Raw genomic sequence first — 25,040 nt, 5'->3', positions numbered from 1 at the left:
GCCACACTACTGCATGGCGTTTTTTAAAATTTTATTTATTATTCTAGAAGCAATATTGATTTGCTTCAATCAATATTGCAGCGATTCTTCTTCGTGCATCTTTGGTATTTAATGGAGCAACTTTTGTGAAACGTTTTAAGCCCATCAACATCATACGTTGCATGTCGCCATCCGTCATAGAGTTGATTGCATTTTTACCAGCAACATTAATTCTATCTGCAGCATCAAACACATTAACTTTGGTCATGTCAATCTGACCTTTAACCGCTGCTTCACCTTTCATTGCAATTAATTTTTCCGTGCGCATCAACGTAGATTCCGCAACATAAATATCAATTGCAATATCTGCCATGTTCATCAATATTTCTTGTTCGCTGGCAAGCTTATCCATATATTTTTGAGCTGCAGCACCTGCAATCATCAACAATGCTTTCTTCATGTTTTTGATTGCTTTCTTTTCTTCTGCAAACAAGCCTTCATCTTCTGCACCAAAATCAGGAATAGCCATCAATTCTTTTTGAACGGCCATTGCTGGGCCCATTAAATCAAGTTCGCCTTTCATTGCTTTCTTCAAGAACATATCCATCGTAAGCATACGATTGATTTCATTCGTACCTTCAAAGATGCGATTGATACGCGAATCTCTGTATGAACGATCCATTGGATAATCGGCAGAGAAACCATAACCTCCTAAAATTTGAACACCTTCATCACTTACATAATCCAATGTTTCAGAACCTGCAACTTTTAACATGGCACATTCAATGGCGTATTCTTGCGCAGCAGCTAATAATGCTTCTTCGTATGTTTTACCTTGTTTTACCAATTCCTCTTCTGCATCTTGAATGCCTTGTCCAGCACGATACATCGCAGATTGTACGGTATATATTCGAATTGCTTGCTCGGCTAATTTATATTGAATTGCGCCAAAGTTTGCAATCGGTTGTTTGAATTGTATCCGTTCTTTTGCATATTGAATAGAAAGTGTTGATACACGTGTAGATCCACCCAATGCTGCTGCAGCCAATTTAATGCGACCAATATTTAAAATATTGAACGCAATTAAATGTCCTTTGCCAATTTCTCCCAACACATTTTCTTTCGGTACTTTGCAGTCGTTAAAGAAGACCTGACGGGTTGAAGATCCTTTGATACCCATTTTATGTTCTTCGTTACCAAGCGTAACGCCTTCGCCTTTTTCAACAATAAAGCCTGTGAACTTATCGCCATCAATTTGTGCAAATACAATAAAGGTGTCTGCAAAACCTGCGTTTGTAATCCACATCTTTTGTCCGTTCAAGATGTAGTGTTTTCCATCTTCTGAAAGTACTGCTTTTGTTTTTGCAGCCAACGCATCTGAACCAGATCCTGGTTCAGTTAAGCAATAACTTGCTTTCCACTCACCGCTTGCAAGCTTCGGTAAATATTTTTTCTTCTGTTCATCTGTGCCAAAGTATAAAATTGGCAATGTACCAATCCCTGTGTGCGCTGCTAAAGCAACCGCAAATGAATGCCCTGCTCCAACAACTTCCGTTAACAACAAAGAAGTATTGAAATCTTTTCCAAATCCATCGTACTTCTCTGGAATAGACGTAGCAAGTAAGCCCAACTCTCCTGCTTTTTCAAGTAGTTTTTCCATCAAACCTGGCTCCTGCGCATCGATGCGATCCAAGATTGGAAGTACCTCTGTAGCTAAAAAATCACGCGCCATATCGGCAATCATGCGTTGTTCTTCGTCAAACTCTTCAGGTATGAAGATGCTTGATGCTTCTTGTTCGCGAACGATATACTCGCCTCCTTTAAAGCGTTTTTCAGTGTTTGTGGATGGTGTGGACATATGGTTTGGTGTTAATGGTTAGTCTTGGACTTGTTGTGATAAGTACGGAGTACAGAGTACTGAGTACAAAGTATGTGATGATTTTAATTTATGTTTTTCTGTAAAGAGTATTAAGATTGAATTAGGTACTAAAGTTATTTATTTACTTTTTGTACTCTATACTTAGTACTCTATACTTAGTACTTCTTAAAGCATCTCAAATATCCCTGCCGCGCCTTGTCCAGAGCCTACGCACATGGTTACCATGCCGTATTTCTGATTGGTGCGCTTCAGTTCGTTGAAGATTTGTACAGACAATTTTGCTCCGGTGCAACCAAGTGGGTGACCCAATGCAATAGCGCCACCGTTTACATTCACTTTAGAATCGTCTAAGCCAAGTGTACGAATAACTGCTAGGGATTGCGCAGCAAATGCTTCATTCAATTCGATCAAATTGATGTCGTCTTGTTTCATGCCTGCTAATTTCAATGCTTTTGGAATGGCATCTACCGGACCAATACCCATAATGCGCGGTTCAACACCAGCAACGGCGTAGGATACCATACGTGCGATTGGTTTTAAATTTAATTCTTTCACCATCTTTTCAGACATCAACATCACAAATGCTGCGCCGTCTGATGTTTGGGAAGAGTTACCAGCCGTTACGGATCCTCCATTTGCAAATACGGGACGAAGTTTTGCTAATGCTGCAACACTTGTGTCAGCCCGCGGACCTTCATCTACGTCAACTATATATTCTTTTGTTTTCTTTTTTTCATTTGCATCCAAATACGTTTCCTTAATTGTTATCGGAACAATACCATCTTGCAAGTGACCATTTTTAATTGCAGCGATTGCTTTTTGATGTGAATTGTATGAGAACAAATCTTGATCTTCTCTAGATACATTGTATTGTGCAGCTACCGCTTCTGCAGTTAATCCCATTCCCCAGTAGTAATCCGCATGCGATTTTGTCAACTCGTAATTTGGAACAGTTTTCCAACCACCAAAAGGTATTGGACTCATCGTTTCCACTCCACCCGCAATAATACAATCGGCGTAGCCCGCTCGAATTTTTGCATCTGCAATAGCAATCGTTTCTAAGCCGGATGAACAATATCTATTCACGGTCATACCTGGAACTTTAACCGTATCCAAGCCCATCAATGAAATCATTCTGCCGATGTTCAATCCTTGTTCTGCTTCTGGCGTAGCGTTACCAACGATTACATCATCAATACGATTTTTATCCAATGCCGGAACAGATGCAACTAAATGTCTTACAACATCTGCACCTAAATCATCTGCACGATAAAAACGGAAGAGTCCGCGAGGTGCTTTGCCTACTGCTGTTCTGTATGCGGCTACTATATATACTTCTTGTGTCTTCATAATTGTAGTATTAAGTACTAAGTACGGAGTACAGAGTACAGAGTATTTATTCTAACGATTTTTTTAATCCTAAAATCATACTTTGTATTTCAATAAGCTGTGCTAGTATGTCGTCAATTTGAGTTTTAGATAAATAATTTAATTTTTCTGTTAGTATCACCTGAGTTTCTAATTCAAATGAAGAACCAAGAGCAATGCTTAAGAAGTGTGAAAAGTCTTTCTTTGAATTTCTCCCAGCCCCTTCAGCAATATTAGAAGGAATAGAGACGGCTGATCTACATATTTGAGAAATCAGATTATACCTTTCCTTATCGGGAAGCTTTTCTGTTATCTTATATATATCAGCTGTTACATTCATAGATTTCTGCCACAGTTTTAACTGTTTGTATTTATACATAACTGATCGAAAGTATTAAGTACGGAGTACAAAGTACAAAGTACAAAGTACGGATTGATAAGAATTGATTTCTGTTTTACTACACTTGAGTTTTATCCCCCGACAATTCAAATGCTTTTTATTTTATTTTTGTACTAAGTACTCTATACTAAGTACTCTGTACTTTTTACTAGTTTCTTAGTGGCTTGCCTGAAGTAAGGATACTCTGGATACGCTCAAGTGTTTTCTTTTCGCCCGTTAAAGACAAGAATGCTTCACGTTCCAAATCCAACAAGTATTGCTCGGATACCAAGGTGTGTGCAGACAAATCTCCACCACACATAATGTAGGCTAGCTTCTCAGAAATTTTACGATCGTGCTCTGACATGTATTTCCCAGAAACCATAGAGTTGGCTCCCGCATAGAACATGCCCAATGCAGACTGCCCAAGTACTTTAATGTCTTTGCGTTGTTTTGGTTGCGTGTACCCTGCTTCAGCTAAGCTAATAGCAGCTGCTTTTGCATCAGAAATCAAGCGACTTCTATTTAATGTAATGCCATCGCTTTTACGAAGAATGCCCATCTTGCGTGCTTCTTCTGCAGAAGTTGCAACCTTTGCCGTTGCAATATTCATGTACGCATTTTTAAGATTGTTTACTAGAATATCTCCTTCTTCAAACGAGTCGCTTACACGTAAGGTAAACTCTTTGGTACCACCGCCTGCAGGAATTAATCCCACACCAAATTCAACCAAACCAATATACGTTTCAGAAAATGCTTGAACGTGATCGGCGTGAAGTGTCATCTCGCAACCGCCGCCCAATGTTAAGTTATGTGGTGCTACAACAACTGGTATAGAAGAGTATCGGGCACGCATCATCGTATTTTGGAACGCTCGAATCATGAAATCGATTTCATCGTATTCTTGTTCGATCGCATACATCAAGACCAATGCAAGGTTTGCTCCTGCAGAGAAATTAGCGCCATCGTTCCCAATTACAATTCCACGGAAATCATTTTCTGCAATACCTATTGAACGATTTATTGCATCGACTACTTCTCCGCCCAGCGTATTCATTTTTGTATGGAACTCTAAGTTTACAATTCCATCTCCAATATCGTGTAAGGTTGCACCTGCATTTTTGAATACAGGTTTGTTTCCACGAAGTGTATCTAAAATAATGAATGATTCTGTACCCGGAATTACTTTATATGACTTGCTTGGAATGTCATAATACAAACGCTTTCCATTTTCAACTTTATAGAAACTTGCATTGCCAGCTTCAAGCATATCATATACCCATTGAGCTGGTTTGCGATTGTCTTCTTCCATTAACTTTACGCCTTTGGCTACACCAACAGCATCCCACGTTTCGAAGGGACCAAGTTCCCAACCGAAACCAGTACGCATCGCATCATCTATGCGGTACAATTCGTCTGAAATTTCAGGAATACGCCATGAAGCATATTTGAACAAGCCTAAAAATGTTCTTCTATAAAACTGTCCTGCTTTGTCTGTTGATTTTATCAATACAGAAAAACGTGGTTTTAAATCTTCAATAACTTTTGTTTGCTCTAGTGCTCCAAATTTTACTTTTTGTTGCTGGCCATACAATAAGGAATTCAGATTTAACGAAAGAATTTCTGTTTGTCCGGTATCGTTTTTTGTTTTCTTATAAAAACCTTGTTGTGATTTATCACCATACCATTTATTCTCATCAATTTTTTTCAAAATGTCTGGAAGAACAAACATGTCTTTTGATTCGTCATTTGGCGCACCAGCTAATAAACCATTTGCAACTTTTATTACGGTGTCAATACCAACTACATCAAGCGTACGGAAGGTTGCAGATTTTGGACGACCAATAACGGGCCCTGTTAATTTATCAACTTCTTCAACGGTTAAGCCAAGTTCTATAATTGTATGTAAGGCTTCCATGATTCCGTATATACCTATGCGATTGGCAATAAAACCAGGAGTATCTTTACAAAGTACCGTCGTTTTCCCTAAATATAAATCGCCGTACAACATTAAGAAATCAATTACCTCTGGACTTGTTTTCGGTCCAGGTATAATTTCTAACAAACGCATGTAGCGTGGTGGGTTGAAAAAATGCACGCCACAGAAATGCTTTTGGAAGTCTTCACTTCTTCCTTCAGACATCATGTGCATGGGAATACCCGAAGTATTGGATGTTACTAATGTGCCTGGTTTACGAAACGTTTCTACTTGCTCGTATACCTTCTTCTTAATATCTAAATTTTCTACAACCGCCTCTAAGACCCAGTCGAAAGAAGCAATGTCTTTCATGTTGTCTTCAAAATTCCCTGTCGTGATGCGCGACGCATTTGCAGTATCGTATAAAGCAGCAGGATTTGATTTTAAACAAGCGAGTAGTGCATCGTTTACAATTCTATTGCGAACGGCTTTGCTTTCTAGGGTTAAACCTTTAGCTTTTTCAGCATCATTGGGTTCTTTAGGAACAATGTCTAGAAGGAGTACTTCTAGACCAATGTTTGCAAAATGACATGCAATGCGAGAACCCATTACGCCGGAACCCAATACTGCAACTTTGCGAATTTTTCTATGGCTCATTTTAAACTGAAGGTTATTAGGTTAACGATGTATTTTTATTCTCGATAATGGTTTGAATTTCATTTAATACTTCAAAAAACACTTCCAGTTTAGAAGCTGGAATCTGATCTTTCACCTTATCATTGAAATCTACTACAAAATCTTTGGCAATTTGTCTTTTCTCCTTACCTAGCTTGGTTAGAAAAATAGTCACTTTTCTTTTATCTGTATGGTCGTTTTTGCGTTCAATCAAGCCCTCTTGCTCCATATTATTAAAAACACGAGAAAGGCTTGTGGCCTCCATCCCCAAAGCAGGGCCAATTTGAGTAGCTGCAGTGCCTTGTTCGGGATCAATATTTAATAAAACAAAACCTATTGCTGCAGTGGTGCCATATTTTGAAGCACGCTCATTATACATCCTTGAAATGGAATGCCAAGAATATTTAATGTTAAAACAAACTGTTTCGTTAGGTTTCATACAATAATCTAACGGAATAATTCAAAAAAATGTTATGCATTCATAGTAATATTTATGAAAAAGATAAAAAAATATGCAAAATGGGTTTTTATTGAAGCAAGGGCCTAAAAAATGGCTTCAATACAATCGATGATTCTGTTATAGGATGTTCTCTGCTTGTAAAAATAAATACAGCAAATAAGAGCTAGCAATGAGTCCTATAGAATACAAAATGTTTTTTTGAGAGAAAAAGGATTGGCGTTTTTGTGGAGTCATTACACTTTCAATACAAAAATCTTTAAATGCATTTTTCTCATTCATAAAAATCTGAACTAAGTTCTTTTTGATTTCGGCATCACTTCTGCCATCTTTCTTAAGTGTTTGAAAGATGCAATAAATATTGTCTGCTGTAAGATTTGATTCCATCGTTTTTTATGCAATTTCTTACATAAACGCACCGGCTCTCATTTAGTTACAATTGTAGTGAAATTATATGTGCGTTCATTTTAGGAAAAGAAAATATCCCATTGTTCTGGATTGAAGCCAACAAGATGCTTTTTGCCCATTTGTACCAAAGGTCGTTTTACAATGGATGGATTTTTCAAAATTAATTCAATTGCTTTATTCGAGTCAGAAATGGACGCTTTTTCTTCATCCGTAGATTTCTTCCACGTTGTTCCTTTCTTATTGATAATTTCTTCAATTGGCAAATCTTTCATCCAGACTTCAATGTCCTCTTTCGTCAAATTCCCTTTTTTATAGTCGTGAAATGTATAGGCAACCTTTTTGCCATCCAACCATTGAAATGCTTTCTTCATGGTGTCGCAACTTTTTATTCCGAAAATAGTGAGTGTTGGCATACGAAATGATCTAATTTTGTTCAAAAATAGGATATTGAACGTCTTAATGGAAATTATTGACTTATATCTTTTTAATACAGATAATCGTATATAACTTAAGTGGCAAAATAAACTAATCAAAAACTTACATGACTGTTACGCGTTTATTCGATTTAATTCCGCAGCAGATTGCGAAATATCCCAAAACGGATGCTTTGGCAACCAAAGAAAACGGTACTTGGATTACCTATTCTTCTGAACGCATACAAGAAATTATTGATACAGTTAGTATAGGGTTTGTGAAATTGGGCTTGAAGAAGGACGATAAAGTTGCAATCATTTCACCCAATAGGCCTGAATGGAATTTTATTGATTTAGGGCTTCAGCAAATTGGTGCTGTAAGTGTGCCGATTTATCCCACACTTACCGTTGAAGATTTCAGATATATTTTTAATGACGCGGAAGTGAAAATGGTTTTCGCTTATGACGAAGCGCTATATCACAAAGCAACAGAAGCAGCACAAGGCTCAACAACCAATCCGATTATTTATTCCTTAAAAGAAGTTCCAGGTGCAAAAAGTTGGAAAGAAATCACCGCATTAGCAGAAGGTGAATCAGCTTCCATGCTTGATCCATATAAGGCGAATGTATTCAACCATGATTTACTAACACTTATATATACATCTGGTACTACAGGAAAACCAAAAGGTGTAATGCTTACACATAATAATATATTGAGCAATGTACTAGCATCGATTCCACTTATGCCGGTTGATCACAATCACCGCGCGCTTAGTTTCTTGCCCTTGTGTCACGTGTATGAGCGCATGCTGTGCTACTTATACTTATCACAAGGTGTATCGATATATTATGCTGAAAGTACAGATGCCGTTGGGGAGAATTTAAAAGAGGTAAAACCGCACATGTTTGTTACCGTACCACGTTTGCTTGAAAAAGTGTATGATAAAATTGTAGCAAAAGGGTCGGAACTTTCTGGAATAAAAAAATCTCTTTTCTATTGGGCACTTGATTTGGGCTTGAAATACGATATGCAAACAAATCAAGGGTTCTTATATAACATTCAACTAGCGCTTGCGAACAAAATTATTTTTAATAAATGGCGCGAAGCGCTCGGTCGCAACGTCATAAACATTGTTTCGGGTGGTGCGGCATTGCAACCCCGCTTGGCTCGCATCTTTTGGGCTGCAAGGATTCCGATTATGGAAGGATACGGCTTAACAGAAACCTCTCCCGTAATTGCAGTGAACCGATTTAATCCGGATGAAACTCGAATCAGTACCGTTGGGCCATTGCTACCTGGTGTTGAAGTGAAGATTGCTGAGGATGGAGAAATATTGACTCGTGGACCGCATATTATGAAGGGGTATTACAAACGCCCAGACTTAACTGCCGAAGCCATTGATAGTGAAGGCTGGTTTCACACAGGAGACATTGGACAATTTGTAGAAAATAAATTCCTAAAAATTACCGATCGTAAAAAAGAGATGTTTAAAACATCAGGCGGTAAATACATAGCGCCTCAATTGGTTGAAAATAAATTTAAAGAGTCGCGTTATATTGAGCAAATCATGGTCATTGGAGAAGGTGAAAAATTCCCTTCCGCAATTGTTGTTCCTTCTTTCCCAGATGTTAAAAGCTGGTGTGAACTAAAAGGGGTTTCCTATACAACCAATGAAGAAATGGTTTGCAATACACAGGTAATTGCAAAATTTCAAAAAGAGTTTGATGAGTTGAATGAAGGTTTTGCACAGTACGAACGTGTGAAGAAATTCATTTTAATGCCAAGGCCTTTTACAATAGAGAGTGGAGAAATGACCCCAACCTTGAAATTGAAACGTAAGATTGTAATGCAGAATTGCATAGAGAAGATTGAGAAAATGTACGCGAGGTAATAGTTTCCAGTTGCTAGACGAGAGAAGTATAGAGTACGGAGTCCCGAGACGAGAAGTAAAGAGTACGGAGTACTTAGTACTAAGACGAAAGAAAGAACGGTTTTGATGGGGAGTCAGGGCCGTTCTTTTTTGAAAAGATTGTTTTGGGTCTCCGATTGATTTACTAAAAATAAATAGGGGGAATATGAAAAAACTTAAACATACACTAACAGGTCTATGTTCGCTTTTATTGATGTTCGCAACGCAGGCGTCTTTTGCACAAGATAGTTCGAAGTTTTTGACATTATATGTGGATTCCATTCCAATATTCCATTGGGACACCACCACTACTTTAATAGTTTCGTCAAGTTGCAATTTTTTTCTCTTGCACGATTCGACAAAAGAAAATTACCGTTTATATAAAAAGCATCAGAAACTAATTTCAGCTGAACCGACAGAAAAAAATTGTACTGACTACTTTATGCTTGCTTGTGCACTTTGGGAAATTTATAAAACAGCTGAGTCCGAAAGCCTTTTTTTAAAAATAATGGACTCTGATTTACCAGCGTATAATATTAGCTATAGACATTCCTCTGATATTCCTGGAGACACCATAACCAACTCATACGGCTACGGAAGTTATACTTCTCATTATAAACATACTGCTAGCTTGTATTTGGCAAAAATATATATTGAAAAAGAACAATTTCAAACGGCATTAAGCTACGTTGAACTGGCTGACAAAAAATACATTCAATATTATTCTTGTGGTACTGGTTATATGCTTAATCGATTAGAAATTGATGGAGCATATGAATGCTGCAAAAATGGACTGTTGAAATAAAATGAAATAATGATAATATCTAAAGAAATCACAAAGAGCAAAATCACAAAGTCCGACAAAGAATTAGCCTTAAAAAAAATTAAGAAGCTATACCAAATCGCATTGTTCTTTTATTTTTTCCCCTTCTTATACATTGTATGGCTTGTAATTGACTCCAATCTGTTTCATGTGTCAGACCTATTGACCTTTGTATTTTTTTTATTGTCTATCCTTCCGCTTTCAATTGCAGGCCTGATTTCAAATATCTTGGGCTTACATCTTTCTCGAAAAATTAACCATATAGACAAAAAGAACATTGGCTATGCCGATCTCTTAATAGGCATATCGATGTTTGTAAATGGCCTTTTCGGTTTGGCAATTCCCTTTGTAATGGCTTTAGAATAATGCTGCATTTATCTTATATTATTAAGTACATATGTCAAGTATCAATTAAACAGCATTTCTCCTTACCACGCTCTTGGGCAGAAAAGGCATAACAGCAAGGTTAGTGTTAGATAGCCTAATGTTCAATACTTTCAACGAATTGGCTACAGCTTTAATTCGTGTTATATTAATTTTATGACTCATTCAAAAATTGTTTTTTTCAGTTCATTCACGGCATAATTTACTTCTCTTACTTTACCCACACGTATGACATCTACAAGCACTAATAATTTATAAAACGCTTGGCTCTTTTTACTTGCCTCAACTTGTTTGGGGTAAAATGGTTATATAGCTAAACCCATAATGTCTCCATTTGTATCTGGCCACACATAATTCATTTCACTGATAAATTTTTCCTTCATAAAATCATGTGAATGTGCCGTAGCTATTCCCCGAACCATTGATCCTGGCATTTGAGGAAATACATAACGGATGCCATGTTCTAAAAATTCAACTAAATTTTGTCGATTTACCCTTTTCTTGTTATAATCAATTAAGCCTGCTAATTGACTTCTATTCAACGATTCTGAGATTTCTGAAATACTTATTCCAAGCTCTGTCGAAAGACTTGTTAGCTGCCAATGTTGATCACCTATTGAAATAATTTTCAATAAAATAACTACATCTTGGGGGCGCATGCCATTATGCTTTCTCATAATACAAATTTTTACCTTATTCCTTATTTCGCAAATCGCGAAATGAGGAATAAGGTAAAAACCAACTTATTAGGTATAATTACGTCTAATAAGATATTATAATGCATTCGAAGGAGTAGGTATTATATATTATTGAACCTCTTAAACAAAATCGTATGAATAAAAGTAATTCCAGTCGTATTCTACTCATAATATTCATCTTGTCACTTTACAATTGTTGTCTAACTCTGCAACCAGCATGTGCACAAACTTTTAACTCAACCATGAAACATTCTGATACATTAACGCTGCTCATAAATGAAAAGCAAATCACAAACGATTCGTTAGAGATTGTTTTAACGTCCTTTTCTCATAAACATGCAATGACAGGCGGACCAACGAAAGCAACGGCTTATGTAACACTTTTAGACGGAAATGAGACCAAAGACTTTTTACTTTCTGTACATGGCAAAGATGGAAAAACTGAAATTGAATATTGTGACCCTGTTGCTTGGAAAGATTGGACCTTTGAATTAATTGATTTTAATTATGATCAATCTGTTAAGATTTTTGTTACAAAAGAAATAGTTGAAAAATAATAATAAACACCTGTATCTTTTCTCATCCTTCGCATTATGAATATATATACACACCTATTCTGCACTAAAAAAGCTGTGTTACATATAAACCATATATTTATGCTGCGACTACTTATTCCTTTTTGTTTTTTATTGCTTTGCACTTGTTCAAACGCTGGAAAGAAAAATGCTGTCTACGCAAAAATTGATAGCACAAAAATTGCAGAGGCTTTTAACTATTGTAAGAAAAATGGCTTCGATACCACAACTGCGTTTTTTGTGGACATGGCCATACACTCTGGTGAAAACAGATTTTTTGTATGGGATTTTGCAGCCAAAAAAATTTTACATGAAGGGCTTTGTTGTCATGGAATGGGCAAAGGAAGCACTGGGTCTACGCCCGTATTTAGTAACGAAAACGGAAGCTATTGTACCTCTTTAGGAAAATATAAAATTGGCATTCGTTCCTACAGTCAGTATGGTATACATGTACATTACAAAATGCATGGCTTAGAAACTACCAACTCAAATGCCTTTAACAGAATTGTTGTCTTGCATTCGTATTATGCAGTATCGGAAAAAGAAATTTACCCGTTTCATTTATCCATGGGCTATAGCCTCGGTTGCCCAGTAGTGTCCGATGGCATGATGACCAATTTAGATGCGTTGCTGAAAAAGAAAACAAAGCCTACGCTGCTGTGGATTTATAAGTAAGAGATATCTAATTTAAAATTTATTAAAGAATTGTTGTAAGAGAGATTCTATAGATAAATAAATTTTTATTTTACTTCGCGATTACTCAGCAGTATGCAGAATTTCAAGCAGCCTTTGTTGGTATGCTTTACCGATCGCTTCAAAACTATGATGTGTATCTATATATAATTTAGCCGCCTCTGCTTTCTTTTTTACGTATCCTTTATCTTCGTAAACTTTTTTCATATAAGATGCAGCTTGGTCAACATCTGGATCTGCCCAAACAGCGCCGTCTTCTACATGTACATATTCATTTTTATGAACAGGTATCAACGTGTAATTTACCAAGCATGAATTTTCTTCATTCATAAAATCTGTATTTCCCGAATAGTTTGTTGCAATCACCACTTTGCTCATTTTCATAGCCTCAGCAATACCAAGTCCAAAGCCTTCTGCTCTATGAAGCGACACATAACAATCACAAACATATATCAATCCCAATATAGAACTTCGATCTAGAATTTTATCTATAATTTGTATTCTTGGATCGAAGGCAATTTGTTGCCTCAACGCTTCTACTTTCAACGCTTGATCTTCCCTATTTTGTACCCTGTTTACTTTAATAACAAGGCTTACCTGTTCATTACGTTCTACCGGAAATGCGCTACAAAATGCCGTAATTACGGCTTGAGGATTTTTCCTTTCAACAGAAGAAGACATGTCAAACGTAAACAAATACAACATGCTATCTTCCGACAAGTTGAATTGTGATCTTGTATAGCCCTCCGGGATTTTAAAATCTACAGGAAGGGGTATGTAACGTATTGGTAGTGTTGAATATTTTTCTATTAACCCTTGAATAAATTTTGAAGGAGCCCAGATCTCATTGAGATATTTGTCCTGTGCCTGCCATTTAACAGGAAATATAGAAAGTTCCCAATAGCCGTAACCAATGTTGTATTGTTTTTTTGAAGGGATAGATCCATCTCTTGTAAAAAATGCGCCCTCACAATAGCTTATAGTTAAATCAGCATTATAGGTGAAAAGATTGATCAAATAAGGTGCATCTTTTGTGAGGTAAGGAGTAAGCTCTTCATTTGTTGTAGAATGCTCGCCTGTATCTCCAGAATTATTAACACTAAACGATATATTCGTCGTTTTCATGGCATCGGTTACAAGACGCATGGATTGGGCAATGCCAAAGTCTCCTTTTGCAAAACCAATAATATTAACACCATTTAATAGTTTGCTTCTATCGAGCTTCCATTTAGTATAGCGAAATGATATTCCTATTTTAAAATTCTGAAAGTTCTTATCAAATTCAATCAAATCTTCAACTCTTCTATCATAAAAGTAAGAGACTCTCCACCAACCAGGTATTTTCATGCGTATTAAAAAGTAAATAATGAATATAATTTTTTATTAAAATGTCATTAAGCCATAGTACGTGCATAATCTCAATTTATAGGGGCGATACCGCTAGCTCTAATATGAAAGGCTTTCAGCTTTAAAACCTTCCAAAATTGTAACTTCATTCCATTAATTAAATACCATTGATTGCATTACACCAGGCTCTATTTTAATGTTTATTTTTTCAATCCAATTACAAATCCAGTTTCCATCACTAATGTGCCTTCCACCTCTGCTGGGTTGCCTGGCATTTTCAACCCTTTCAGTTTAGCTGTTTTGCCTTTGCTTAACAAATCAAAAATATTTTTATCGCTTAGCTTTTTACCTAACATCTCAAATGGTATTTTAAATCCACACTGCTGATAATTTGCGCAGCCATATGCTGTGTTTCCCTTCTTTAATAAATGTTCTTTGCACTTAGGGCATTTCAAGGTGTCAATAGCAACGTCTTCTTTCGGTTTTTTTTCTTTTGCTTCCTTTAGTTCTTTGGTTTTGACTTCTTTCGTGCTAGCTTCTTTAGCAGTGCCACCTTTCTCCGTTTTTGAAAATGTTTTTGATTTTTCAGGTGCTATGTAGATTGCCTTATACGAATTACTTTTTACCTCTTTGGTAATATCGGTCACCATATCAATCAACTCTTGTTTGAAGGTCTCAAGTTGATATTCTCCTTTCTCCATCAAGCGAAGTTTGCGTTCCCAAGTACCTGTCAGCTCTGCACTTTTCAATAATTCAGAATGGATGCAGTCGATCAAATCCATACCTGTTTGGGTAGCAAAAATATTTTTCTTCTTACGCTCAATGTATTTACGTCTGAATAAGGTTTCAATAATATTGGCTCTTGTGGATGGTCGTCCGATTCCATTGTCCTTTAGCAATTCGCGCATCTCCTCGTCTTCCACTTGCTTGCCAGCTGTTTCCATGGCACGCAATAAGGTCGCTTCTGTATAAGCTTTGGGCGGAGAGGTTTTGCCTTGATGCACTTTTGGTTCGTGCGGACCCGTTTCACCAACCACAAAGTTGGGCATTACTTTTTCTTCGTCTTCCCCTTCTTTTTTCTCCGTTTTATCGTTCGCATAGACTTCTTTCCAGCCCGGCTCGATGATTTGTTTTCCCGTTGCTTTAAATTCTACTTGCCCCACGGTACCCAACACCGTTGTATTTGATACTTTACATTCTGGATAAAATACGGATATAAATCTGCGTGCAATTAAATCATAAATGCGTTTCTCTTCCATTTGCAGATTAGAAGAAGGTAATACACCTGTTGGAATAATAGCGTGGTGATCTGTTACTTTTTTATCATCAAAAACTGCCTTCGATTTTGGGATGGGTTTTGCTAATACAGGGGCAGTAAAATTTTTATACATCGTCAGGTCTTCTAAAATACCTTTAACCTTGGGGTATATGTCCTCAGAAAGATATGTTGTGTCCACTCTTGGATAGGAGACCACCTTTTTTTCGTATAAGGTTTGTATATGTTTTAATGTATCTTCTGCCGTGTATCCAAACCTTTTATTGGCGTCTACTTGCAACGATGTTAGATCGTATAATTTGGGATTGCCTTCTTTACCTTCTTTGATTTCGAAAGAGGTAACTACAAAGGGATGTCCTTTTAAATATTCTAAGCCTTTGTTTGCTTTCTCTACGGATTTTAAGCGTTCTATCGTAGCGGTAAACTCCGTTTCACGGTAGAGTGTTTTTAGTTCCCAATACTCTTCGGAAACGAATGCATCAATTTCTTTTTGTCGCGCTACAATCATTGCCAATGTTGGCGTTTGCACACGACCAATGGACAATACAATTTTACCTTGTCCGAATTTTTTCGTAAACAAACGTGTAGCATTCATGCCCAGCAACCAATCTCCAATAGCACGTGCGCTGCCTGCTGCATATAGGTTGTTGTATTGATCGGCTTCTTTTAACTTTAAGAATCCATCTTTTATAGCTTGTGTCGTTAAAGACGAAATCCACAAACGTTTTACAGGTACGGCGCATTTTGCTTTCAACAATACCCAGCGTTGTATCAACTCCCCTTCTTGGCCCGCATCCCCGCAGTTTATAACTTCTTCGCAGGAATGGACCAATCGTTCTATAACTTTGAACTGCTTTTTAACACCAGAATTATCGATGAGCTTAATGCCAAAACTTGGTGGTATCATTGGAAGATCTTCCAAGCGCCACATTTTCCAACGGTCTAAATAATCGTGTGGTTCTTTCAGTGTACAAAAATGGCCAAACGTCCAGGTAACTTGATATCCATTGCCTTCCCAATATCCGTCTTTACGTGCTTTTGCACCCAGCACTTCTGCTATGTCTTTGGCAACACTCGGTTTTTCGGCAATACAAAGTTTCATTATTTATTTTATTGTTTACTATGGTGATATATTCGTTAAAATAGTACAAACATTTCACCTTGCTTAAATTTTTAATACGTATACTCAAAAACTATAGGATCCAGTCAATTGGTTTTTAAACTATTAATTTGTAACATTAACGTTGAATTTTATTACAAATTATTGAAATTTTGGAAAATGACATACATTAATGGTGTTGTACGAATAATAGCTGTTTTATTTTTACTCAAAGTTGGTTATTTATTATTTGCCTATTTTTCTGGCAATATCAACGAAATAAATTATGATTCCTATAAATATTCACTTAGTAGAAATGACTTTGGATGGTATAGTAGAATTGCAACAAATGGCTATTCTACTATCACTCAAAAAAGAGACTTAGCTGGAGGTTGGTATGATGGAAGACTTATTCAAAGTGAATGGGCCTTCTTTCCTGTATATCCTTCCCTTTGCAGAGCTATAACCAATATAGCTGGATGGAGCGTTTTTGAAAGTGCTTTATTGTTATCCTATATCTTTTCAATTACTACTTTTGTAGGACTCTTTACTTTTTGTTGTTTGTACTGTAAAAATAATTTGCAAGCGTTTTATATTACGATACTCGTTATGGTATTCCCTTTCCATTACTATTATTCTATGTTTTACACGGAAGCATTGTTTTTTACCTTCATGATCTTTAGTTTTATCTGTATATATAAAAAACAATACCTGCTACTTTCTCTTTTTCTAATTCCTTTGACGTTAATCAGGCCAAATGGAATTGTTCTCGTTGCACCGCTTTATTTTTACTATTTGGAACAAACTGATGTTTTTCAAAATTGGAGTTTTGACTGGAAAAAACTTTTTAGCCGATCTACAATTTTAAATTCTTTGTACTTTCTGGCTGCACCAATTGCATTAGGTATTTACTGCTTATATCAATACTCTAAAACCGGATATTATTTCGCTTTTGCAGTTGCTCAGGGAGGCTGGGGAAAAACAACAATGATGCCTTACAATGCATTATATCAATATCATGATCAAGCAAGTAATTTGATGGATATGTTCAATTCAACATATACGGTAATTGCAATGATTTTTGCTCTTTTTGCATGGAGAAAACTTCCCTTAAGTTTTAATATACTTATTTGGCTCGCAATCATTTTGCCATTAACTGCTGGTTCTGTAATTTCAATGCCTCGTTATATTTCAACGTTGTTTCCACTCTTTATCATCCTTGCATACCATCTATATAAAACGAAATATAAATTTCTTATTTTAGGTTGTTTATTTTGCCTGCAATTATATACTTATTACCACTTTTTCAATAACTCACCCCTAGGCTTCTAAAATTTCATAATCCATATAATTAAAAATGCCCCTGTAAATTTACAGGGGCATTTTTAATTATATGGATTAGATGCATTGATTACCCATTCATGGAAATCAAAAACTCATCGTTATTTTTTGTTTTCGCCATTCTGTCAATCAAGAAGTCCATTGCTTCAATTGAGTTCATATCAGACATGTATTTACGTAAGATCCAGATACGAGAAAGTGCTTCTTTATCGATCAATAAATCTTCGCGACGTGTGCCAGATGCAGGTACATCGATTGCAGGATAAATACGTTTGTTTGCAAGCTTACGATCCAATTGAAGTTCCATGTTACCAGTACCTTTAAATTCTTCAAAGATAACTTCGTCCATTTTAGAACCTGTTTCAATCAATGCGGTAGCGATGATTGTTAATGAGCCTCCGTTTTCTACGTTACGTGCTGCACCAAAGAATTTTTTAGGCTTATGCAATGCATTTGCATCCACACCTCCTGAAAGTATTTTACCTGAGGAAGGAACAACCGTATTGTATGCTCTAGCCAAACGAGTGATTGAATCTAATAGGATTACAACATCGTGACCACATTCTACCATACGTTTGGCTTTTTCAAGCACCATGCTTGCAACCTTCACGTGACGATCTGCTTGTTCATCAAACGTAGAAGAGATCACTTCTGCTTTAACGCTACGTGCAATGTCTGTAACTTCTTCCGGACGCTCGTCAATCAATAAAATGATTAAGTATACCTCTGGGTGATTTGCTGCGATTGCGTTTGCGATTTCTTTTAATAAAACCGTTTTACCTGTTTTAGGTTGTGCTACAATCATACCACGTTGACCTTTACCAATCGGTGCAAACATATCCAAGATACGTGTTGACAATTGGTTGTGCGTAGTAGAAAGATTTAAACGGTCTTGAGGAAATATCGGTGTTAAGTATTCAAACGGAATACGGTCGCGAATTTGTTCCGTTGTTTTTCCGTTTACTGTTTCAACTTTTAATAAAGCAAAATATTTTTCTCCTTCTTTTGGAGGGCGAATTTGTCCAACGATAGTATCTCCAGTTTTCAACCCAAATAGTTTTATTTGAGAAGGAGAAACGTAGATATCATCTGGGCTAGCCATGAAGTTGTAATCTGGAGAACGCAAGAAGCCGTATCCTTCAGAGATAATTTCCAATACACCTGAGTTTACAATTACACCATCAAATTCTTTTACGGAATATTGTGATGATGTCGTTTGTCTCATTGGGCGTTCTGGAACATCTGTACGTTCTTCCATAGATCTTGGAGAGATACGCTCTTCATTATATGAACGCGGTTGACGCTCTTCAGTATTAGAACTGCGCGGTTGGCGTTCTTCAAAGTTATTGCGTGCTGGTCTTTCTTCAGAATACGAAGTGCGAACAGGTCTTTCTCTTTCCAAAGGCACTTCCTCTGTAGGAACAATAGACTGTCTAACTCTTCTGCCTGGTGTTGAATCTGCTTTTACTGAAGGTGCAGCTTTAGCAGTTGATGGTGTAGGTTCTGGAGCAGATGCTTCAGCAGTTATATAATTATCGTCTTCTGCCGTTTCTGCAGCTTTAACGTTCGATCGTTTCGCACGACTTCCGCTTGTGGTGTTGCTTTCTGTTTCGGTGATTCTTTCTGCGTTATCTGAAAAAGTGGATTCGCTTGCTACTTCTTTTCGCACGGCTGTTGCGATTGTTGGGTTTAATGCTTGTTGGTCTAAAATTTTATAAACCAATTCTTTTTTTTGTAATTTTTTGTAATTCGAAACGTCCATTTTTTCGGCTATTACTCTTAATTCAGATAATAGCTTTAAATCTAATTCTTCAATGTTGTACATAAATGTGTGCTGATGTAATTGAAATCTAAGGGTAGGTGGGTTTAATTCATTCGTATTTTTGCACAGTTTGCTCGCGCAACGCCTGGTTCAAAGAATAATAATACAACGTATTTGATTATTGAAATCTTGGTGAGCAGCAGAAAATTGTGGCTGATAACGAATTGATGATACAAGTATACTAGAACAATGTGTTATTGTCAAGGGCAAGTAAGGAAAAACATAAAACATTATGAAATTTTTAATTTCAATAAGCCGTATTTCTTGTAACTTGCATACCTATATTCAGCACCCAAATTTAATATAAACATGTTGCAAATCAATTATATCCGTGAAAATAAGTCTGTCGTTATTGAGGGACTTACAAAGAAATATGTTGCTAACGCTGAAGTTTTAGTAAATGAAGTCATTGATAAAGACCAATTTAGAAGAGAAACACAACATAATTTGGATGTACTTCTAGCAGAAGCAAATAATAAAGCCAAGCTCGTAGGTGATTTAATGAAGTCAGGCAAAAAAGAAGAGGCGGAACTTGAAAAGGTAGCTGCAACTGAATTGCGTACGAAAACAAAAGAATTGCAAGAATCTTTAACCAAGTCGGAAGACGAGCTAATAAATCTCCTTGTAACATTACCCAACCTTCCCCATGCAAGTGTTCCCGCTGGTAAAACTCCAGAGGAAAATATTACCATTCATTCTCACGGTGAAATACCCGTTTTACATGTTGATGCGCAGCCGCATTGGGAGCTGATTAAGAAGTATGATATTATTGATTTTGAATTAGGGAATAAAATTACGGGAGCAGGTTTTCCTGTATACAAAAATAAAGGTGCTCGTTTGCAGCGTGCCTTAATCAATTTTTTCTTGGATGAAGCTGTTAAAAGTGGCTACATAGAGGTGCAACCTCCTATTCTAGTAAATGAAGCTTCGGCTTATGCTACAGGCCAATTGCCCGACAAAGACGGTCAAATGTATTATGCAAATGAAGATAAATATTATTTGATCCCTACGGCTGAAGTGCCTATTACCAATATGTATCGTGATGTGATTCTTAAAGAAGAAGATCTTCCAATTAAAAATGCGGGTTATACGCCATGCTTCAGAAGAGAAGCGGGGTCTTGGGGTGCGGATGTTAGAGGCTTAAATAGATTGCATCAATTCGATAAAGTTGAAATAGTACAAATTACCAAGCCAGAAAATTCCTATGCTGTTTTAGAAGAAATGAAAAAACATGTACAAGGTATATTAGAAAAACTTGAATTGCCGTACCGCATTTTGCATCTATGTGCAGGCGATATGAGTTTTACATCTGCACTTACGTTTGATTTTGAAGTATTTTCTGCTGCACAAAAACGTTGGTTGGAAGTAAGTTCGGTAAGTAACTTCGAATCCTATCAAGCGAATAGACTTAAGCTACGTTATAAAACAGATGGTAAAATGCAGTTATTGCATACGCTAAATGGTAGTGCTTTAGCTTTGCCACGCATTGTGGCTTCAATTTTAGAGAACAATCAAACACCTGAAGGTATTCGTATTCCAAAAGTATTGCAATCGTATACAGGATTTGATACCATTAATTAAAATATAAGTGGTTGATTGATTCGACCTGAATCCCTCAACCACTTATATTTTTTTATACTTTTGCAACAACGTAGTCTTTTGCAACAACGTAGTTTAGTGTAGAAATTCTGCAGTATAATCTATTATTCCCAAAACCCTTGTTAAATAATACGCCAAGGCAGAGAAACTGTATTAGCCTATGTAATGAGCAACGTAGCTTTGATTGCTATACAATTTATTAGACAGGTTTATTACAATTTTTCAATGCGCTCTAATCAAAACTGCCTTTGCTTAAAAAGCTTACTCCCTTATATTACAACGTCTAGCATAGTTTGGAAATACACAGCATTTGAGCCAAATCGTTGTGCAAGTTCATTCATTGCTTTCTGTTCCCAATCTTGCAAGAATTTTTCTAGATGATTGTCTTTGTCAAAAAACAACTGAAGACTGTACGTACTGCCGCTTCCTTCTTGCTCGAAGCGCAATTTCATTAAATTATGTCGAAGCACATAGCCTGAATCTAAGGCATTTGTGAAGTAAACGTCTTTCGCCCAATTAATCCAGTCTGTTTCAACAGCAGGATCTAAATTAAATGTTGTATTAAATAAAATCATGTATGCGAATTAATACTTTAGAATGAAAATAAAAAATAAATGAACATACATTTTATTCAATACATTAAAATAGTAAATTAATGGTCGAACATAAGTTTCTTATTTTCGTAAAACACTTGAATCTTTTTTTGTTGAACAAACCATAATGAATTCGATGTATCCAAACACGCAAAGTTCCATCAATTACACAAAAGTTTTTTTAGTACTTTCAACCCTTTTTTTAATGTGGGGGTTTATAACTGTATTAAATTTCTCTTTGATTGAAGAGTTGCGCGACGTTTTTAAATTAAGTTTTTACGAATCTTTGAGTATTAACCTTGCGCTTTATGCCACCTACTTTGTAATTGCACTGCCTGCTGGTTATTTAATCAATATCGTTGGTTTTAGAAAAGGAATAATCATTGGGGCGGGATTGGCAAGCTTTGGTTGTTTCTTATTTTACCCAGCAGCCGAATCCAATTCATTTGTAAAACTATTAATGGCACTTTTTGTATTGGGTGCCGGTTTTACGTTTTTACAAGTAGCAAGTAATCCTTATGTTGCTTTATTGGGTATGCGGGGGAAAGGTGCTGCAAAATTATCTTTTATTCAAGCATTTAACTCGTTTGGGACATTTTTAGCGCCCTTGCTTGCTGGAGGTTTATTTCTTTCGATTTCAGGATTAGATCCAGCAACGATTGTTGCCATGACACCTGAGCAAATTATGGAACATAAAATTTTAATGGTTCAAGTCCCTTATCTTGTATTTGGATCTATTTGGTTTTTACTCATGCTAATAGTCGTACTTTCAGAATTGCCGAAAGTACATATTGAAGATCAGACACCTCTTATTCGACCAAATGAAAAAGAGCCGCGCAAATATATATTCCAATATCCTCAAGTTGTAAATGGAGCAATAACCTTATTTTTGTATGTTGGTGCAGAAGTTTCCTTGGCTTATTATATTTCAGAAAAAGGGGTTTCATTAATCCCCTACTATTGGGGCTTAGCACTTCTAGGTAGATTTGTTGGTGCAGGTTTGTTGTTTGTGGCAACAAGTCCGCGTAAATTAATGAAGCTTTCTGGTAGTACAGCAGTCTTCTTATTGTTGGTTTATCTCATTGTAAATAACAATGAAAAACATATTGTAACACAGACAGTGGATCCTGCTTTGTATCTATTGGTTTTAATTGGTTTGTGCAATTCAATTGTATGGCCAACGGTATTTACCATGGGCATTGATGGGATGGGTAAATATGCTGTTAAAGCAAGTGGTGTCTTGGTAATGTCTGTATTTGGCGGTGCTGTAGTGCCCTTGTTATTTGTGTATTTGTTAACAGATTATTCCATCATTTCTGCCTTCCCTGTTTTATTGCTAGCCTATTCTGTACTCATTTGGTTTGGCACTAAAGGTTCTGTATACGAAAAAAGAAATAATTTTTATTGATACACTCGTTGTCGTCATTTTACATATTAATGAATGTAATTTGCATCGCAACTAGTATTCTTAATCCATAAATTGCTCAAACCATAATTGGAAAATTAATAAGGTCCATATACGTTTGTTATGAAAGAGATTTCCGGATTTAAACTCAAATGTTAATTTTTCAATTTCATTTGAATTAAAAATACCTTGAGCGTCAATATATTTTTTATTCAAATAATGCTCAATTAAATAATTATGAGATCCCTTAAGCCAACCTTCTGTAGGTGCAGAAAAGCCCCATTTGGTTCTATAAATAATATCTTTGGGAATATAGCGCTCTAATGCCTTTTTTAAAATATACTTTTGTGTGCCATTTTTAATTTTTAAATCAAGTGGCAAATTAATTGCAAATTCAGCTAAATTATAATCCAAAAATGGACAACGTACTTCTAAACTATGACGCATTGAAGCAATATCCATTTTGTACATTAAATCATCTGCTAAATAATGATTGATATCAAAAAATGAAATGGCTTGTTCGTTGGATAGAGAAATTTTTTCTAGAGATTCCCAATACGGAATTGTAGTAGCATGTTTATACTTGTAATTCAACAATGAGCCAATTTCTTTTTGCGTAAACATATGTTGCTCTTGTGACCATAAATTTAAATATGGGTCCGCATCATTCGCTCCTTCAAAATATCGTGCTTTCAATGCAGGTTTTCCTCCTAACATTTTCAATATACTGCCAGCCAACTTTAAGGAGGCATTGCCACCTATTTTTTTTAATGTGTCAATTCGGTTATACCAATAATAGGTATTGTATCCCATGAATAACTCGTCTCCGCCATCACCTGATAATGCTACAGATGTATGTTGCTTCGTAACCTTCGAAATCAATAAACTCGGTAAAACCGAAGATACAGAAAATGGTTCATCGTAAAACTCTACTGCATCTTTCAATACATTAAATATATCTTCCTTTGGTAATTTGTATTCGTGATGGTTTGTTTTTAATATATCTGCAACTCTACGTGCATATGAACTTTCATCGAATTTTTTTTCATCAAATGAAATCGTAAATGTTTCGACAGGCAAGGCGCTTTGTTCTTGAAACTTTGCTACAATTAAAGATGAGTCCACACCTCCACTTAAAAATGCACCTATGGGTACATCGCTAATCATTCTTGATTTTACCGCTTTTGAAAGTAATGAATGAAATTCCTCTATTGCATTTTCTTCCTTAATTGGTGTTGGATTGTACTTGTCGCGAATATCATAAAACGATTTGATTTTTACGTTCACTTTATTCGTAACTTCTAGGTAACATCCATTCGTCAATTTTTTTATATTTTGAAAAATGGTATTCGGTTTTGGTATGTATTCTAAAAATAAATAATCTGCCAAAGCTTCCGTATTAATCAATCTAGGGATCGGAAGTTCTATGATTGCTTTTAGCTCAGAAGCAAATGCAAATCCATTTGGACCATCATAGTAACAAAGTGGTTTGATGCCGAAACGATCTCGTACTAAAGTCAACTTTTCTTCTAAGGTATCCCAAATTGCGATGGCAAACATGCCGTTGAATTCTTGAAATGCATCAACTCCTATTTTTGCAAAGAGTTCAATAATTACTTCTGTGTCACTTGTCGTCTTGGTTTGAATGGCATATTTAGCAGCAATTTCCTGATAATTAAATACCTCGCCGTTATACACCATCACATACCGATTATCATTCGAATAAAATGGCTGGTTTGCAGCATCTGATAAGTCTAATATACTTAGCCTTCTATGTCCTAAAAATATATCTTGTTCTGTATTGGAATAAAAACCTTCTGCATCTGGCCCTCGATGTTTGAGTTTTCGGGTCATTTTTTGAAGATCATTCAATACCCAGTTACTAGAAATAAATCCGGTTATTCCACACATATCCTACGAAGGTAAAGTTCTGTTTTTAAAAAACCAAGCGTTAATAAGCGCTTGATTTTAATCATACATACGGCTTTTCTATTCAGAT

General features: G+C 36.2%; 21 protein-coding genes. 8 read left to right on the top strand and 13 right to left on the bottom strand.

Translation table 11 applies throughout. The features are described from left to right. Positions 1-43 precede the first annotated feature (43 nt). The 7 genes from Q0543_RS01450 to Q0543_RS01420 all read right to left on the bottom strand — a co-directional run bounded on the left by Q0543_RS01450 (position 44) and on the right by Q0543_RS01420 (position 7,476). Complete coding sequence (locus tag Q0543_RS01450) at positions 44-1,837, bottom strand: acyl-CoA dehydrogenase family protein (RefSeq protein ID WP_299248046.1); 1,794 nt, start codon at positions 1,835-1,837, stop codon at positions 44-46. A gap of 186 nt (positions 1,838-2,023) precedes the next feature. Then, complete coding sequence (locus tag Q0543_RS01445) at positions 2,024-3,208, bottom strand: acetyl-CoA C-acyltransferase (protein ID WP_299248043.1); 1,185 nt, start codon at positions 3,206-3,208, stop codon at positions 2,024-2,026. A gap of 46 nt (positions 3,209-3,254) precedes the next feature. Continuing rightward, positions 3,255-3,605, bottom strand: coding sequence for a four helix bundle protein (locus tag Q0543_RS01440; RefSeq protein WP_299248040.1), 351 nt, complete (start codon positions 3,603-3,605; stop codon positions 3,255-3,257). A 169-nt stretch (positions 3,606-3,774) separates the two neighbouring features. Beyond that, complete coding sequence (locus Q0543_RS01435; RefSeq protein ID WP_299248037.1) at positions 3,775-6,180, bottom strand: 3-hydroxyacyl-CoA dehydrogenase/enoyl-CoA hydratase family protein; 2,406 nt, start codon at positions 6,178-6,180, stop codon at positions 3,775-3,777. A 16-nt stretch (positions 6,181-6,196) separates the two neighbouring features. Further along, positions 6,197-6,637, bottom strand: a complete 441-nt coding sequence (locus Q0543_RS01430; protein WP_299248034.1) for a MarR family winged helix-turn-helix transcriptional regulator — start codon at positions 6,635-6,637, stop codon at positions 6,197-6,199. A 138-nt stretch (positions 6,638-6,775) separates the two neighbouring features. Continuing rightward, positions 6,776-7,042 (bottom strand): hypothetical protein, encoded by a 267-nt coding sequence (locus tag Q0543_RS01425; protein ID WP_299248031.1) that lies wholly within the window; start codon positions 7,040-7,042, stop codon positions 6,776-6,778. 80 nt (positions 7,043-7,122) lie between these two features. Further along, complete coding sequence (locus Q0543_RS01420; RefSeq protein WP_299248028.1) at positions 7,123-7,476, bottom strand: Spx/MgsR family RNA polymerase-binding regulatory protein; 354 nt, start codon at positions 7,474-7,476, stop codon at positions 7,123-7,125. A gap of 128 nt (positions 7,477-7,604) precedes the next feature. Between Q0543_RS01420 and Q0543_RS01415 the strand changes: the two genes are divergently transcribed. From Q0543_RS01415 to Q0543_RS01405, 3 genes are all read left to right on the top strand, one after another. Beyond that, positions 7,605-9,368 carry a long-chain fatty acid--CoA ligase gene (locus Q0543_RS01415; RefSeq protein WP_299248024.1) on the top strand — a complete coding sequence of 588 codons (1,764 nt, stop codon included), beginning with the start codon at positions 7,605-7,607 and terminating at the stop codon, positions 9,366-9,368. Between the two features lie 184 nt (positions 9,369-9,552). Next, positions 9,553-10,191 (top strand): hypothetical protein, encoded by a 639-nt coding sequence (locus Q0543_RS01410; RefSeq protein ID WP_299248022.1) that lies wholly within the window; start codon positions 9,553-9,555, stop codon positions 10,189-10,191. A 9-nt stretch (positions 10,192-10,200) separates the two neighbouring features. After that, positions 10,201-10,575 (top strand): hypothetical protein, encoded by a 375-nt coding sequence (locus tag Q0543_RS01405; RefSeq protein ID WP_299248020.1) that lies wholly within the window; start codon positions 10,201-10,203, stop codon positions 10,573-10,575. A gap of 323 nt (positions 10,576-10,898) precedes the next feature. Here Q0543_RS01405 and Q0543_RS01400 read toward each other — a convergent pair whose 3' ends face one another. After that, a complete protein-coding gene (locus Q0543_RS01400) occupies positions 10,899-11,270 on the bottom strand; it encodes a hypothetical protein (RefSeq protein WP_299248017.1) in 372 nt (123 codons plus the stop codon). A 263-nt stretch (positions 11,271-11,533) separates the two neighbouring features. On the opposite strand from Q0543_RS01400, the gene Q0543_RS01395 reads away from it, so the two are divergent. Together Q0543_RS01395 and Q0543_RS01390 are read left to right on the top strand one after the other, a co-directional pair. Then, positions 11,534-11,848: a hypothetical protein gene (locus Q0543_RS01395; protein WP_299248014.1), complete on the top strand. Its 315-nt coding sequence runs from the start codon at positions 11,534-11,536 to the stop codon at positions 11,846-11,848. Between the two features lie 99 nt (positions 11,849-11,947). Next, positions 11,948-12,541, top strand: a complete 594-nt coding sequence (locus Q0543_RS01390; RefSeq protein ID WP_299248011.1) for a murein L,D-transpeptidase catalytic domain-containing protein — start codon at positions 11,948-11,950, stop codon at positions 12,539-12,541. 81 nt (positions 12,542-12,622) lie between these two features. Here the strand turns inward: Q0543_RS01390 and Q0543_RS01385 are convergent, their stop codons facing one another. Continuing rightward, positions 12,623-13,906, bottom strand: coding sequence for a glycosyltransferase (locus Q0543_RS01385; RefSeq protein WP_299248008.1), 1,284 nt, complete (start codon positions 13,904-13,906; stop codon positions 12,623-12,625). 200 nt (positions 13,907-14,106) lie between these two features. Next, positions 14,107-16,284, bottom strand: a complete 2,178-nt coding sequence (locus tag Q0543_RS01380; RefSeq protein WP_299248005.1) for a DNA topoisomerase 3 — start codon at positions 16,282-16,284, stop codon at positions 14,107-14,109. A gap of 177 nt (positions 16,285-16,461) precedes the next feature. Here Q0543_RS01380 and Q0543_RS01375 point away from each other — a divergent pair, with 177 nt between their 5' ends. Further along, entirely contained in the window at positions 16,462-17,613 is a 1,152-nt protein-coding gene (locus Q0543_RS01375) for a hypothetical protein (protein WP_299248002.1), read from the top strand. A 79-nt stretch (positions 17,614-17,692) separates the two neighbouring features. Here Q0543_RS01375 and rho read toward each other — a convergent pair whose 3' ends face one another. Then, positions 17,693-19,447, bottom strand: coding sequence for a transcription termination factor Rho (gene rho / locus Q0543_RS01370; RefSeq protein WP_299247999.1), 1,755 nt, complete (start codon positions 19,445-19,447; stop codon positions 17,693-17,695). 306 nt (positions 19,448-19,753) lie between these two features. Between rho and serS the strand changes: the two genes are divergently transcribed. Then, complete coding sequence (gene serS, locus Q0543_RS01365) at positions 19,754-21,025, top strand: serine--tRNA ligase (protein WP_299247996.1); 1,272 nt, start codon at positions 19,754-19,756, stop codon at positions 21,023-21,025. A 287-nt stretch (positions 21,026-21,312) separates the two neighbouring features. Here serS and Q0543_RS01360 read toward each other — a convergent pair whose 3' ends face one another. Continuing rightward, positions 21,313-21,618 carry a DUF4286 family protein gene (locus Q0543_RS01360; protein WP_299247994.1) on the bottom strand — a complete coding sequence of 102 codons (306 nt, stop codon included), beginning with the start codon at positions 21,616-21,618 and terminating at the stop codon, positions 21,313-21,315. Between the two features lie 145 nt (positions 21,619-21,763). Between Q0543_RS01360 and Q0543_RS01355 the strand changes: the two genes are divergently transcribed. Then, entirely contained in the window at positions 21,764-23,044 is a 1,281-nt protein-coding gene (locus tag Q0543_RS01355; RefSeq protein WP_299247992.1) for an MFS transporter, read from the top strand. A gap of 60 nt (positions 23,045-23,104) precedes the next feature. Here the strand turns inward: Q0543_RS01355 and asnB are convergent, their stop codons facing one another. Next, on the bottom strand, positions 23,105-24,952 hold the full coding sequence (gene asnB, locus Q0543_RS01350; RefSeq protein WP_299247989.1) for an asparagine synthase (glutamine-hydrolyzing): 1,848 nt from the start codon (positions 24,950-24,952) through the stop codon (positions 23,105-23,107). Between the last annotated feature and the right edge of the window lie 88 nt (positions 24,953-25,040).

Origin of the sequence: uncultured Cytophaga sp., from assembly GCF_937863595.1 — a bacterium.
Taxonomy (GTDB): Bacteria; Bacteroidota; Bacteroidia; order Cytophagales; family Cytophagaceae; genus Cytophaga.
This window is presented reverse-complemented; position numbering and strand designations above follow the sequence as displayed.